The sequence below is a fragment of the Rhizobium beringeri genome (assembly GCF_004306515.1).
Classification (GTDB): Bacteria; Pseudomonadota; Alphaproteobacteria; order Rhizobiales; family Rhizobiaceae; genus Rhizobium; species Rhizobium beringeri.
Map to the genome: position 1 here is coordinate 3,633,811 of NZ_SILG01000001.1, position 13,785 is coordinate 3,647,595.

8 protein-coding genes are annotated in these 13,785 nt (G+C 62.3%); 3 read left to right on the top strand and 5 right to left on the bottom strand.

Annotation, left to right across the window (positions count from 1 at the left end):
* Nucleotides 1-63: 63 nt before the first annotated feature.
* Nucleotides 64-951: a UTP--glucose-1-phosphate uridylyltransferase GalU gene (gene galU / locus ELH03_RS18260; protein ID WP_018072820.1), complete on the bottom strand. Its 888-nt coding sequence runs from the start codon at nt 949-951 to the stop codon at nt 64-66.
* A gap of 204 nt (nt 952-1,155) precedes the next feature.
* On the opposite strand from galU, the gene ELH03_RS18265 reads away from it, so the two are divergent.
* Complete coding sequence (locus ELH03_RS18265) at nt 1,156-2,379, top strand: lytic murein transglycosylase (protein ID WP_128402857.1); 1,224 nt, start codon at nt 1,156-1,158, stop codon at nt 2,377-2,379.
* 174 nt (nt 2,380-2,553) lie between these two features.
* Complete coding sequence (locus ELH03_RS18270; protein ID WP_197727762.1) at nt 2,554-3,789, top strand: SGNH/GDSL hydrolase family protein; 1,236 nt, start codon at nt 2,554-2,556, stop codon at nt 3,787-3,789.
* Nucleotides 3,790-3,933: 144 nt separating this feature from the next.
* Here the strand turns inward: ELH03_RS18270 and ELH03_RS18275 are convergent, their stop codons facing one another.
* The 3 genes from ELH03_RS18275 to gltB form a co-directional block, all read right to left on the bottom strand.
* Nucleotides 3,934-4,566: a hypothetical protein gene (locus ELH03_RS18275; RefSeq protein ID WP_130766570.1), complete on the bottom strand. Its 633-nt coding sequence runs from the start codon at nt 4,564-4,566 to the stop codon at nt 3,934-3,936.
* Between the two features lie 267 nt (nt 4,567-4,833).
* Nucleotides 4,834-6,288 carry a glutamate synthase subunit beta gene (locus ELH03_RS18280; RefSeq protein ID WP_128402854.1) on the bottom strand — a complete coding sequence of 485 codons (1,455 nt, stop codon included), beginning with the start codon at nt 6,286-6,288 and terminating at the stop codon, nt 4,834-4,836.
* A gap of 227 nt (nt 6,289-6,515) precedes the next feature.
* Nucleotides 6,516-11,240, bottom strand: a complete 4,725-nt coding sequence (gltB, locus tag ELH03_RS18285) for a glutamate synthase large subunit (RefSeq protein ID WP_197730000.1) — start codon at nt 11,238-11,240, stop codon at nt 6,516-6,518.
* Between the two features lie 538 nt (nt 11,241-11,778).
* On the opposite strand from gltB, the gene ELH03_RS18290 reads away from it, so the two are divergent.
* Nucleotides 11,779-12,831 (top strand): threonine aldolase family protein, encoded by a 1,053-nt coding sequence (locus ELH03_RS18290; RefSeq protein ID WP_128402853.1) that lies wholly within the window; start codon nt 11,779-11,781, stop codon nt 12,829-12,831.
* A gap of 55 nt (nt 12,832-12,886) precedes the next feature.
* On the opposite strand, the gene ELH03_RS18295 is transcribed toward ELH03_RS18290, so the two are convergent.
* On the bottom strand, nt 12,887-13,741 hold the full coding sequence (locus ELH03_RS18295) for a LysR substrate-binding domain-containing protein (protein WP_128402852.1): 855 nt from the start codon (nt 13,739-13,741) through the stop codon (nt 12,887-12,889).
* Between the last annotated feature and the right edge of the window lie 44 nt (nt 13,742-13,785).

Below are 13,785 nucleotides of genomic sequence, written 5' to 3' on the forward strand. Positions count from 1 at the left end.
AATGCTAGAGCGCCGCGCACCCGATTGGACGCGCGGCGCTCATTTATATGCTGAGTGGAACCCTTACTTCAGGCCGGCCAGCAGTTCCCTGAAACCGCCTTCGACGGAGGGGCGGATATCGGCGCGTTCGAGGGCGAAGGCGACGTTTGCCAGGATGAAGCCGTCCTTGGCGCCGCAGTCGTAGGTCGCACCGCGGAAGTGGTAACCGGCGAAATCCTGTTCCTTCAGCAGCTTCAGCATGCCGTCGGTGAGCTGGATCTCGTTGCCGGCGCCGCGCTCCTGGGTTTCGAGGATCTTGAAGATCTCAGGCTGGAGGATGTAGCGGCCGTTGATGAAGAAGTTGGAAGGCGCCGTCCCCTTGGCGGGCTTTTCCACCATGCCGGTGATGCGGAAGCCGTCGCCGATCGCCTCGCCGACGCCGACGATGCCGTACTTATGCGCCTGGTCTGGCGCGCATTCCTCGACGGCGATGATATTGCCGCCGCTCTGGCCATAAAGGTCGATCATGCCCTTCATGCAGCCCTTGTCGCCCTTCATGATCATGTCGGGCAGCAGCAGTGCAAAGGGCTCGTCGCCGACGATCTCACGGGCGCACCACACGGCGTGACCGAGACCGAGCGGCTCCTGCTGGCGGGTGAAGCTCACCGTGCCTGCCTTCGGCAATTGCTGGGCGAGAAGGGTAATTTCCGCCTTCTTGGCACGCTCGCGAAGCGTCTGCTCCAGCTCGAAATGAATGTCGAAATAATCTTCGATGACGTGCTTGTTGCGTCCGGTGACGAACACCAGATGTTCGATCCCGGCCTCGATCGCCTCATCGACGACATATTGAATGATTGGCTTGTCGACGACGGTCAACATTTCCTTCGGAACAGCCTTTGTCGCCGGCAGGAATCGCGTTCCCAACCCGGCAACCGGAAATACTGCTTTACGAACTTTGTTGTGTTGAGCCACACCCGGCCTCCTGCTTCGATCATATCGCTTTGGAAATAGAGCTTTTTAGCTTTAACTAGTATAGAATTGCTACTGTTTTGCAAATGGTGACCGCAGCGGATCGCCATGGTAAAGAATTTGTTGACTCCGTTCCTGTAGTCTCGGGTCTGGGCGGAAATGATGCCCCGCTGCACCAGAAACTGAAGATGACGGATACGACTGTCGATGACCCAGAATCACAAAAACTCCCTTCGTGGTCTTGCTCTCGCCCTCATTGTCGCTGCCCAGGTGGCACTGGTCCCCGACAACGCGAAAGCTGATTCCCGCTTCCAGAAATGGATCGCGGATTTCTACCAGACTGCCGCTCAGAGTGGCATCAGTAAGGCAACCTATCAAAAGGCCTTTTCCGGGGTGAGCGAGCCCGATCCGACCGTGCTCGAAAAGGCTGCCTACCAGCCGGAATTCACCTCGAAGATCTGGGACTATGTCGATTCCCGCGTCAACCCCTATACCGTCAAAATCGGCCGCGAGATGGCCGCCAAGCACGCAAGGACGCTCGCTGCGATCGAGCAGCGTTTCGGCGTAGACAAGACCATTCTGCTGGCCATCTGGTCGATGGAATCGAATTACGGCGCGGTCCTCGACAAGGACGACCGGCTGCACTACGTGCCGCGCGCCCTGGCAACGCTTGCCTATGCCGATCCGAGCCGCGCCAAATTCGCCAAGAAGCAATTGGTCGCCGCGCTGAAGATCCTGCAGAACGGCGATGTGCCGGCACGCGAGATGACCGGCTCCTGGGCCGGCGCCATGGGCCACACCCAGTTCATCCCGACAAGCTACCTGCTTTATGCCGTCGATGCGGACGGCAACGGCCATCGCGATATCTGGAACTCCGTGCCTGACGCGCTGGCGACCTCGGCCAATCTCCTGATGAAGAACGGCTGGGACACCGGCAAGACCTGGGGCTACGAGGTCGTCGTTCCCGCCGCAGCCGCCAAGCAGGCCGGCAAGAGCCACACGCTGGCCCAATGGGCGGCACTCGGCCTGACACGTCCGAACGGCAAGGCCTTCCGCGAGAGCGCCACCAAAGCCGTGCTGAAGATGCCGGCCGGAGCCGGCGGCCCAGGCTTCCTGATGACCGCCAACTTCTACACCATCAAGAACTACAATGCCTCGGATAGCTACGCGCTTGCCGTCGGCCTGCTGGCCGACCAGATCGCCGGCTACGGCGGTATGCAACAGCGTTGGCCGCGCCCGGACGGCGCACTCGACATCACCGAGAAATTCGAGCTGCAGACCCGTCTGAAGACGCTCGGCTATTACAATGGCGAGGTCGACGGCAATTTCGGGTCGGGTTCGAAAGCGGCGATATCGGCCGTGCAGTCGCGCATTGGCATGCAGCCGGACGGTGAACCCTCGTTGCCGCTTCTGAACGCACTGCGCCGCTAGATCGGGATGATCCCGGCCGGACCGGCCGGAAATCTCAATCCGCATTTGAATCAAGGAAGTAGGGCATGATACCGCCCGAAAACCCCACACACTTTTCGGCATCATGCTCTACAACAGGCAGAACCGTGACCTAGATAATAGCGGGAGTGGACGCTGGCCTACCCTGCGTGCAAGATGCCGGCAGATGCGGAACTGCCCATGACGAAGAAAACTGATCGGACCCGTAAAATCCGTTGGCTGGTGCTTGCCTTGGCAGCGGCTTCGCTATGCCTTGGCGCTCTTGCACCGGTGCATGTCGCCGAAGCCCAGGAGCAGCGCTACCAGCGCCGGTCGATCCTCGATTTTTTCCTCGGCCGACGCTATCTCGACGACGGGCCGCAAGCCCCTGACGTCCAGCAGCCGAGACGCCAGCAGCGCAAACGCCCGCCGGCACCAAAGGCCATAGTCAATACCCGCACCACGCCGCCCGTACGGACCGTCGAAGAGGAGCCGGCGGTGCAGAAGCTCGGTGACGCCCGAACGATCCTCATCGTCGGCGATTTCCTGGCCAGCGGCCTCGGCGACGGCCTCACCGCCGCCTTCGAGACCTCGCCAGGCGTCGTCGTCGAAGCCCGCGGCAACGTCTCCTCCGGCCTTGTCCGCGACGATTATTACGACTGGCCGGAACAGCTGCCGAAGATGATCGACGAGCTGAAGCCGGCAATGGTCGTCGTCATGATCGGCGCCAACGACCGCCAGCAGATGGTGACCGACACCGCCAAGGAGAAATTCCGCACCGATGGCTGGTTCACCGAATACCGCCGCCGTGTTCTTTCTTTCGGCAAGGAGGTCACCGGCCGCAAGATCCCGCTGCTCTGGGTCGGCCTTCCCGCCTTCGAATCCGATTCAATGACGGCCGATGCCGTCCAGATGAACCAGCTCTACCGCAACCAAGTCGAAAGCATCGGCGGCGAATTCGTCGATATCTGGGATGGTTTCGTCGACGAAAACGGCAACTTCATCGTCACCGGTTCGGATGTGAACGGCCAGCAGGTACGCCTGCGCACCTCTGATGGCATCAACCTTACCCAGGCCGGCCGGCGCAAGCTGGCCTTCTATGTGGAGAAGCCGGCTCGGCGTCTTCTCGGCACGCAGGCAAGCCCCGATCTGGTCCGCCTCGACTCTAGCAATCTGCCCGGTCTCGGCCTTCCCGACAATCCGGTCGAACATACCGTCCCGATCAGCCTCTCCGATCCCAATCTCGATGGCGGCGCCGAGCTTCTCGGCGCCAGGCCGCCGCCTATGGCTTTGACGCGGTCGCCGCGCGACCTCCTGGTCGAGCAGGGCGAAATGACGCCCGCGCCTCCAGGCCGCGTCGATGATTACCGCCTGCCTGTGGCAAAGGCGCCGGCCGAAGTCTCGGTCAAGTGAAAAGGCCGCGCGAGCATGATGCCGAAAAGTGTGAGCGGTTTTCGGACGACATCATGCTCTAACTTTCTAATGTAGAACAGGATGATTTTAGGCCGACCCGGCCTAAAATCATCCTGTTCTATGTGGACATCCGCTTCGTCCCGTCTACTTCGCCGTCGCCTGCGGCCAGCTCAGATAATAGTAGTTCGAGCCGATCAGGCCGAAGAAGGCGTTGCTGTCGTTCGTCTGATCGACATAGCTGCCGTTTTCCTTGACAAAGGTGCCGTCGGCGCCGCGCTCGAGATGCGCATCGAGGAAGTCGCTCCAGCCGCTGACATCAATCTCCTTGCCGGCCTTGCTCTCAATGTCCGCCTCATCGGGATCATCGACATCCCAGGCGTTGATCGACACACCCTGCGTCGGATCAGTGATGGTGAGTGTGCCTGCTTCCAGGGCAGCCAGCATGTCGTGAGCCTTGCCGCTCTCGCCTTCGGCCGCAGCCGCGTCCTGCAGCTGCTGCTTCAGCATCGACATGAAGGAGGCGCTGGTCACGTCGGCGCTGTCACTCGTCGTGTCGGACTCATCAGACGTGTCACTCTGGGCCGAAAGCGTGTCGAGCAGGCCGGAAAGGGCCTGGTTGGAAAGAAGTGAGGCGGAGCTCGAATCGAGCCCATAGCTGCTCAGAATGCTGGCGGCCGACGAACTCTGCGTGTCCTGCGAGCTGTCGTCGGAACTGCGAAGATTTTTCAGGGCATATTGGGCCGAAACCAGCCGCGTGCTGTCAAGTGCGGAAACCATTTGAAGTATCCTTGTCGATCATTCGCGGCCTCACGCCGCGGCCGATGGTGAAATGCGTTACGGCCAAAACGGCGGGGCACCTCCGCTTCGGTCGCCGCCGGCTCCTCCTGAGCCCGCGTCCGACGAAAAATCTCGCCTTCCGGCATTGCCTGAGGCTTGCGGCGCACGGCCTCCGCGTCAAGCGGTCGCACTACAGCGCAGGGCACCATAAAAAACTCCGCCGGAGGGGCGGAGTTCGTGGTCTTCGGGAAGCTGTGCGGCCGACGGTCAGTTCGGCAGGACAGTCGAGCCCATCAATTCCTCGTCGATGGCGCGCGCTGCCTGGCGGCCTTCACGGATCGCCCAGACCACCAGCGATTGGCCACGGCGCACGTCACCCGCCGTCCAGAACTTGTCGACCGAAGTCTTGTAGTCACGGTCGTTGGCGACGACGTTGGTCGAGCCGCGCTTGTCGGTGTTGAGCGTCAGCTTGCCCTCGAGCTCCTTCAGCACGCTGCCGGTGGACGGCCCGCGGAAACCGATGGCGATGAAGGCGAGATCGGCCCGGATGACGAATTCCGTACCTGGAACCGGCCGCCGGCGTTCGTCGACCTCGCAGCACTTCACGCCGGTCAGCACGCCGTCTTCGCCGACGAATTCAAGTGTCGCCACCTGGAATTCACGCACGGCGCCCTCGGCCTGTGAGGAGGAGGTGCGCATCTTCGTCGCCCAGAAGGGCCAGACGGCAAGCTTGTCTTCCTTCTCCGGCGGCTGCGGCCGGATGTCGAGCTGGGTGACCTTGACGGCCCCCTGGCGGAACGCCGTGCCGACGCAGTCCGAAGCCGTATCGCCGCCGCCGACGACGACGATATGTTTGGCGCCGGCAAGGATCGGGTCCGACGGCCAGCCGACGCTGTCGATGTTCTCCCGCCCGACGCGGCGGTTCTGCTGCACCAGATAGGGCATCGCATCATGCACGCCCGCAAGGTCGGTGCCGGGAATGCCGGCCTCGCGCGGCGTCTCGGAGCCGCCGCAGTAGAGGACGGCGTCGTGATCGGCGAGCAGCTGCTCGACCTTGACGTCGACGCCGACATTGACGCCGCAATGGAAGGTGACGCCCTCACCCTTCATCTGCTCGACGCGGCGGTCGATGAAGTTCTTCTCCATCTTGAAATCGGGAATGCCGTAACGCAGCAGGCCGCCCGGCTTGGTCTCGCGCTCATAGAGATGAACCTCGTGGCCGGCGCGGCCGAGCTGCTGGGCGGCCGCCATGCCGGCGGGGCCGGAGCCGATGACTGCCACCTTCTTGCCGGTATGGACCGTGGCCGGCTGCGGCCGGATGAAGCCGAGCTCATAGGCCTTGTCGGCGATCGCCTGTTCGACCGTCTTGATGGCGACCGGCGCATCCTCGAGATTCAATGTGCAGGCTTCCTCGCAGGGTGCCGGGCAGACGCGACCGGTAAACTCGGGGAAGTTGTTGGTGGAATGCAGGTTCTGGATCGCCGCTTCCCAGTTGTTGTTGTAGACGAGGTCGTTCCAATCGGGAATCTGGTTGTGAACAGGGCAACCGGTCGGGCCGTGGCAATAGGGGATGCCACAGTCCATGCAGCGCGCGGCCTGTTTCTGCACTTCCGGGTCCGACATCGGGATCGTGAACTCGCGGAAATGGCGGATACGATCCGACGCCGGCTGGTACTTCGCCACCTGCCGGTCGATTTCCAGAAACCCTGTTACCTTACCCATGTTTTCGTCCCTTACCCTCATGACCGCCTCACCGCAGCCAATCTGTCTATCGTCAGTCCCGGTACCCGGGGCAAGTTGCTTGTCTTGACCGTCATTGGACCATATCCCCTGCAAGACATCCGTGCGATCTGGACAGCCTTCGCCGTCGGCGTGGTCGTCACGGGTCATTGAGATATTTTCGACATCCGTCACCTGCGGTCAGCAGGTGACGGATGTCCCGGTGCAATTCATTCCGCGGCGATGCCCATCCGGCTGCGCTCCATTTCCTCGAGCGCACGACGGTATTCGACCGGCATGACCTTGCGGAACTTCGGACGGTAGTCGGCCCAGTTGTCGAGAATCTCAGTGGCGCGGGCCGAGCCCGTATAATGCAGATGGTTGGAGATCAGCTGGTAGAGGCGCTCCTCGTCATGGCGCGTCATGTCGCCAGAGACGTCGACACGTCCCTTGTGCATGAGGTCACCACCGTGATGATGCAGCTTCTCCAGCATATCGTCCTCCTCGGGCACCGGCTCGAGCTCGACCATCGCCATGTTGCAGCGGCTGGCGAAATCGCCGGTCTCATCGAGTACGTAGGCGACACCGCCGGACATGCCGGCCGCGAAGTTGCGGCCCGTGGCGCCGAGCACGACGACGACGCCACCAGTCATGTATTCGCAGCCATGGTCGCCGACACCCTCGACGATGGCGATCGCGCCCGAATTGCGCACGGCGAAACGTTCGCCCGCCACACCGCGGAAATAGCATTCGCCCTCGGTCGCACCATAAAGCACGGTGTTGCCGACGATGATCGAGTCCTCGGCCACGATCCTCGAATTCTCAGGCGGCCGGATGATGATCTTGCCGCCTGAAAGGCCCTTGCCGACATAGTCGTTGCCGTCGCCGATCAGGTTGAAAGTGACGCCGCGCGCCAGGAAGGCGCCGAAGCTCTGCCCCGCCGTGCCGCGAAGCGTCACATTGATCGTGTCTTCCTTCAGCCCGCGGTGGCGGAAACGCTTGGCGACTTCGCCGGAAAGCATCGCGCCCACCGAACGGTCGACGTTCTTGATGCCGACCTCGAAGGCGACGGGCGTCTTGGCCGTCAGTGCCGGCTGCGCCTGCTCGATCAGCACGCGGTCGAGAATATCGTCGATCGGGTGCTTCTGTCGGCTCGTCCAGAAGGTCTCTTCCTTGGGAGCGTCGACCTTGTGGAAGATACGGCTGAAATCGAGGCCCTTTGCCTTCCAGTGGTTCAGCATCTCGTCCTTCTCCAGAAGCTCCGAGGCGCCGATGATCTCGTCGAGCCGGGTGAACCCGAGTGAGGCGAGGATTTCGCGCACTTCGTTGGCGACGAAGAAGAAATAGTTGATGACGTGCTCCGGCGAGCCCTTGAAGCGCTTGCGCAGCACCGGATCCTGGGTCGCCACGCCCACCGGACAGGTGTTGAGATGGCACTTGCGCATCATGATGCAGCCGGCGGCAATCAGCGGCGCGGTGGCAAAGCCGAACTCGTCGGCTCCAAGCAGTGCCCCGATAATGACGTCGCGGCCGGTCTTCAGCCCGCCGTCCACCTGCAGGGCGACGCGCGAGCGCAGCCCGTTCAGCACCAGCGTCTGCTGGGTCTCGGCAAGGCCGATTTCCCAAGGGCTGCCGGCATGTTTGAGCGACGTCAGCGGCGACGCACCCGTGCCGCCGTCGAAGCCGGCGACCGTGATGTGGTCGGCGCGTGCCTTGGCGACACCGGCGGCAACCGTGCCGACGCCGACTTCAGAGACGAGCTTGACCGAAACATCGGCGGTCGGGTTGACGTTCTTCAGATCGTAGATCAGCTGCGCCAGATCTTCGATGGAATAGATGTCGTGGTGCGGCGGCGGCGAAATCAGGCCGACACCCGGCGTCGAATGGCGGGTCTTGGCAACGGTCGCGTCAACCTTGTGACCCGGCAGCTGACCGCCTTCGCCAGGCTTGGCGCCTTGCGCCACCTTGATCTGCAGCACGTCGGCATTGACGAGATATTCGGTGGTCACCCCGAAGCGGCCCGAGGCGATCTGCTTGATCGCCGAACGTTCCGGGTTCATCGAACCATTGGCCAGCGGTATATAGCGGTCGGATTCTTCGCCGCCCTCGCCGGTGTTCGACTTGCCGCCGATCCGGTTCATGGCGATCGCCAGCGTCGTATGCGCCTCCCTGGAAATCGAGCCGAAGGACATCGCCCCCGTCGAGAAACGCTTGACGATATCGGCCGCCGGCTCGACCTCGTCGATCGATATCGGCTTGCGGCCGAGCGCCTCGGCGCTCTTCATCTTGAAGAGCCCGCGGATCGTGTTCATGCGCAGCGCCGAATTGTTCACCATATCGGCGAATTCGCGGTAGCGATCTTCGGCATTGCCGCGCACGGCATGCTGAAGGGCGGCGACCGCATCCGGCGTCCAGGCATGGCTTTCGCCGCGCATGCGGTAGGCATATTCGCCGCCGATATCGAGCGTCGTGGCAAGAAGCGGATCGGTGCCGAAGGCCGCGTTATGGCGGGCGACGGTTTCCGCCGCGATCGCCTCGAGGCCGACGCCTTCGATCATCGTCGCGGTTCCGAAGAAATACTTGTCGATCAGTTCCGACTGCAGGCCGATCGCATCGAAGATCTGCGCGCCGCAATAGGACTGGTAGGTCGAGATACCCATCTTCGACATGACCTTGAGGATGCCTTTGCCGACGGCCTTGATGTAGCGGTAGACAACTTCGGAAGCATCCACTTCCTTCGGGAATTCGCCCTTGGCATGCATGTCGAGCAGCGTGTCGAAGGCGAGATAAGGGTTGATCGCCTCGGCGCCGTAGCCGGCGAGCAGGCAGAAATGGTGGACTTCGCGCGGTTCGCCGGTCTCAACGACGAGACCGACCGAGGTGCGAAGCCCCTTACGGATCAGGTGATGGTGCACGGCAGCCGTCGCCAGCAGTGCCGGAATGGCGATCCGGTCCGGCCCGATCTGGCGGTCGGAGAGCACGATGATGTTGTAGCCGCCCTTGACGGCCGCTTCCGCGCGCTCGCAGAGCCGGTCGAGCATCTCGGGCATGCCTTCGGCGCCACGTTCGATATCATAGGTGAAATCGAGCGTCTTGGTGTCGAAACGGTCTTCGGTATGGCCGATCGAGCGGATCTTCTCGAGATCGCCATTGGTCAGGATCGGCTGGCGAACCTCGAGCCGCTTTGCGTTCGCCGCGCCCTCGTGGTCGAGAATGTTCGGCCGCGGCCCGATGAAGGAAACCAGGCTCATGACCAGTTCCTCGCGGATCGGGTCGATCGGCGGGTTGGTCACCTGCGCGAAGTTCTGCTTGAAATACGTGTAGAGCAGCTTCGGCTTTTCCGACATCGCCGAGATCGGCGTATCCGTGCCCATCGAGCCGATCGCCTCCTGGCCCGTCGTCGCCATCGGCGACATCAGGATGCGGGTATCCTCGAGCGTGTAGCCGAAGGCCTGCTGGCGGTCGAGCAGCGACACGTCGCGGCGCAGCGCCCGCGGCTCCACCGGCTTGAGGTCTTCGAGGATGAGCTGGGTGCGGTTGAGCCAGCTGCGATAGGGATGCGCCGTCGCAAGCTGCGACTTCACCTCGTCGTCGGAGATGATGCGGCCTTCTTCCATATCGATCAGCAGCATCTTGCCCGGCTGCAGGCGCCACTTCTGGATGATCTTCTCCTCCGGAACCGGCAACACGCCGGCTTCGGACGCCATGATGACGCGGTCGTCATCGGTGACGAGGTAGCGTGCCGGCCGCAGGCCGTTGCGGTCGAGCGTCGCGCCGATCTGCTTGCCGTCGGTGAAGGCGACGGCAGCCGGCCCGTCCCAGGGCTCCATCAGCGCCGCATGATATTCGTAGAACGCCTTGCGTTCGGCCGCCATCGACTGGTTGCCGGCCCAGGCTTCCGGGATCAGCATCATCACGGCATGCGCCATCGAATAACCGCCGCGCACGAGGAATTCGAGTGCGTTGTCGAAGCAGGCCGTGTCCGACTGCCCCTCGTAGGAGATCGGCCAGAGCTTGGAGATGTCCTCGCCGAACAGCGGCGAGGAGACCGAGGCTTGGCGCGCCGCCATCCAGTTGACGTTGCCGCGCAGCGTGTTGATCTCGCCGTTATGGGCGACCATGCGGTAAGGGTGCGCAAGCTTCCACGACGGGAAGGTGTTGGTCGAGAAGCGCTGGTGCACCAGGGCGACCGCGCTTTCGAAACGCGGATCCGACAGGTCCTTGTAATAGACGCCGACCTGATAGGCCAGGAACATGCCCTTGTAGACCACCGTCGCCGACGACAGCGACACCGGATAGAAATTGCTCTCCTCGCCGTCGAACTCGTCATAGATGCGGTTGGAGATTACCTTGCGCAGCGTGAACAGCCGACGCTCGAACTCGTCGTTGTTTTCGGCATCCTCGCCGGCGCCGATGAAGACCTGCACATGGTGCGGCTCGGTTGCAGCAATGGCCGGCGCCTTGGAGAGCGAGGAATTGTCGACGGGCACGTCGCGGAAGCCGATGAAGACCTGACCTTCCTCGGTGATGACGTCCTTGATCACCTTCTTGAAGTGCTCGATCTGCTTTTCATCGCGCGGCATGAAGATATGGCCGACGCCATATTCGCCGACCGGCGGCAGGGTGATGCCCTGCTCGGCCATCTCCTCGCGAAAGAAACTGTCGGGGATCTGCACCAGGATGCCGGCGCCGTCACCCATCAGCGGATCGGCGCCGACGGCGCCGCGATGCGTCAGGTTTTCAAGGATGAAAAGGCCATCCTTGACGATCTGGTGTGATTTCTGGCCCTTCATATGCGCGACGAAGCCGACGCCGCAGGCATCATGTTCGTTGCGCGGATCATAGAGGCCCTGTTTCTTCGGCAGGCCGGAGGCGGATTTGGACATATTGGCCGTCGCGCGCAGCTCAGCAGCAGCAAACCGGTCAACTTCCATGGATGGCGTCTTCGTCATCATCTTTCCTCCTGTCGAAGCCCGCGGGGCCGCGGGCGGCTTTTCGTCCCGCGCCGCAACCCGAAGATAGGTTCGGCGCATGACAGCGCTGTTGCATTGTGAAGATCGGCCGCAGACATCTGCTTTAAAGGAAAGCAAACCGTCGCGTTCCGCGCCTGCCATTCGCCTCCGCGCGCCGCCCTTGAGGCTTGGCGCTCGGAAGAACTATAGCGTGAAAGCCGGTCTGTTCCAGGGCTTTCGGCGCCTCTTCGGTCATAAAGGCCAAAATAGGACAGCAACACTGTCCTAATTCATCAGTTCTATGCCAGAAAGCATCCGGCTCTGCAAGAGCGCTCCGGCAAAAAACGTCAATTTGCGACGGAAGATTGCCTGCGTAGCGGCGATGACGAAAGAAAATTACGTTGTGCCGTATTATTTTTTTTATTGATTGCGTAGTTCAATTTCCGTGATGTGTCGCGGGCGACAACCTTGATCCTGTGAAGCTTTGGCGTAATGTCCGCTGCGGACTTGCCAACCCCTTCCTTTCTCACGGTTTCCCCACATGTTCTTTGCTTCCGATAACTGGGCCGGCGCCCACAAATCCATTGCCGAACGTCTGCTGACGGAATCGACCGGCTTTGCCGCCGCCTATGGCACCGGCGATCTCGACAGAAAGGTCGAAGCCCGTTTTTCCGAGATCTTCGAGCGTGAGGTTTCGATCTTCTTCGTCGCCACCGGCACGGCCGCCAACTCGCTGTCGCTGGCAAGCGTCCAGCGGCCCGGCGGCATCACCTTCTGCCATTCGGAGGCCCATGTGATCGAGGATGAATGCGGTGCGCCGGAATTTTTCTCCGGCGCCGCCCGTCTCGTTGCCGTTGACGGCGAAGCCGGCAAGATCGACCCGGCGAAGCTTTCGGCGAAGATCGCAAGCTTTCCCGAGGACGCGGTCCATCACGGCCGCGCCAGCGCGGTGACCATCACCCAGGCGACCGAAATCGGCACCGTCTATTCCCTGCCGGAGATCGGCGAGATCGCCGCCATATCAAGGAAGCGCAATCTGCCGCTCCACATGGATGGCGCCCGCTTCGCCAACGCCCTGGTCGCACTCGGCGCCACCCCGGCCGAGATGACCTGGAAGCGCGGCGTCGACATGCTGTCCTTCGGCGGCACCAAGAACGGCTGCTGGTGTGCCGAAGCGATCGTCTTCTTCAATCCGGATCAAGCCCGGGAAATGCCGTTCATCCGCAAGCGCGCCGCCCAGCTCTTCTCCAAGTCGCGTTTCATCGCCGCCCAGTTCGATGCCTATTTCGAAGACGGCCTCTGGCTCGATCTCGCCCGTCATTCGAACGGCATGGCCGACAGGCTGCGCGCCGGCATCGGCACGAGCAACTCGGCTCGCCTGGCCTGGCCGACCGCATCCAACGAAGTCTTTGCCGTCGTCAGCAAAAGTGCCGCAAAAATTGCGGAGGAAAAGGGCGCGAAATTTTACGAATGGCCAGTCCCGGCGGCAACGCCCGAACTCGTTTCCGAAAGCGAAACCCTGATCCGTCTCGTCACCAGCTTCGCGACCACCGAAGCGGATGTCGATGGCTTCTTGAAGTGCCTGGCTGCCTGATCGCCTGCCCGAAAGGCTTGCCGGTCCGGCAGGCCTTTCGGTGACGGGCAGGGATTCACGCCGACCTCAGTCCCCTCACCTTTTGCAGAATATCCTCCGACAGTGCTGAAACCAGTGCCTGGTCCGCGCCCTTACGCGGCACCAGCACGAATTCCACGTCCTCCAGCATCGGAAGTTTTCCCGCAGCGATCTCCTTCAGGCCGGACGGCGCCATGCTGCGCGGCTGCACCAGCACGCCCATCCCGGCCCGCGCCGCTGCCGTCAACCCGCTCAGGCTGCCGCAGGTGCAGACGATCCGCCACGGCACCCCGTTTCGCCCGAGCGCTTCGAGCGCGATCACCCGTGTGACGCTCGGCGGCGGAAAGGCGATCAGCGGCAGAGGGCCTGAGGCGAGCACACGCTCGGGATCGCGCGCCAGCCAGACGAGCGGCTCGCGATAGACGAGTTTTCCGCGCGCATCGCCGAGCCGACGTTTGGCGAGCACCAGATCGATCTCGCCATTGTCCTGCATCTCGTAAAGCACACCGGAAAGCGCAACCGTCAGCTCCAGGTCGACCGATGGATGCGAACGCACGAAATCCTCCAGCACCGCCGGCAACTGGCTGGTGACGAAATCCTCCGATACGCCGAGCCGCAGACTGCCGCGCAGGCTGTTGCTCTTAAACAGCGACTGCACCTGCCCCTCGATCGAAAGCATGGCGCGCGCATGCGACAGCAGCGCCTCGCCATCGCCGGTCAACATCACCTTATGGGTGTCGCGCGCCAGCAGCCTGCGCCCGAGCGCCGTCTCCAGCCGCTGGATGTGCTGACTGACCGTCGACTGCCCGAGGCCGAGCCTTTCTGCGGCTAGCGTGAAACTGCCCATCTGCTCTACGGCGACGAAACTGCGCAATTGCGAAAGGTCCAGCATGATCCAGCTTCTCGATAACTGTTATTCCTTGCATCCTGGATCAT

Coding starts and splice junctions, on each gene's coding strand:
- ELH03_RS18265 (WP_128402857.1), top strand. CDS start 1,156: ATGACCCAGAATCACAAAAACTCCCTTCGTGGTCTTGCTCTCGCCCTC.
- ELH03_RS18270 (WP_197727762.1), top strand. CDS start 2,554: ATGCCGGCAGATGCGGAACTGCCCATGACGAAGAAAACTGATCGGACC.
- ELH03_RS18275 (WP_130766570.1), bottom strand. CDS start 4,566: ATGGTTTCCGCACTTGACAGCACGCGGCTGGTTTCGGCCCAATATGCC.
- ELH03_RS18280 (WP_128402854.1), bottom strand. CDS start 6,288: ATGGGTAAGGTAACAGGGTTTCTGGAAATCGACCGGCAGGTGGCGAAG.
- gltB (WP_197730000.1), bottom strand. CDS start 11,240: ATGATGACGAAGACGCCATCCATGGAAGTTGACCGGTTTGCTGCTGCT.
- ELH03_RS18290 (WP_128402853.1), top strand. CDS start 11,779: ATGTTCTTTGCTTCCGATAACTGGGCCGGCGCCCACAAATCCATTGCC.
- ELH03_RS18295 (WP_128402852.1), bottom strand. CDS start 13,741: ATGCTGGACCTTTCGCAATTGCGCAGTTTCGTCGCCGTAGAGCAGATG.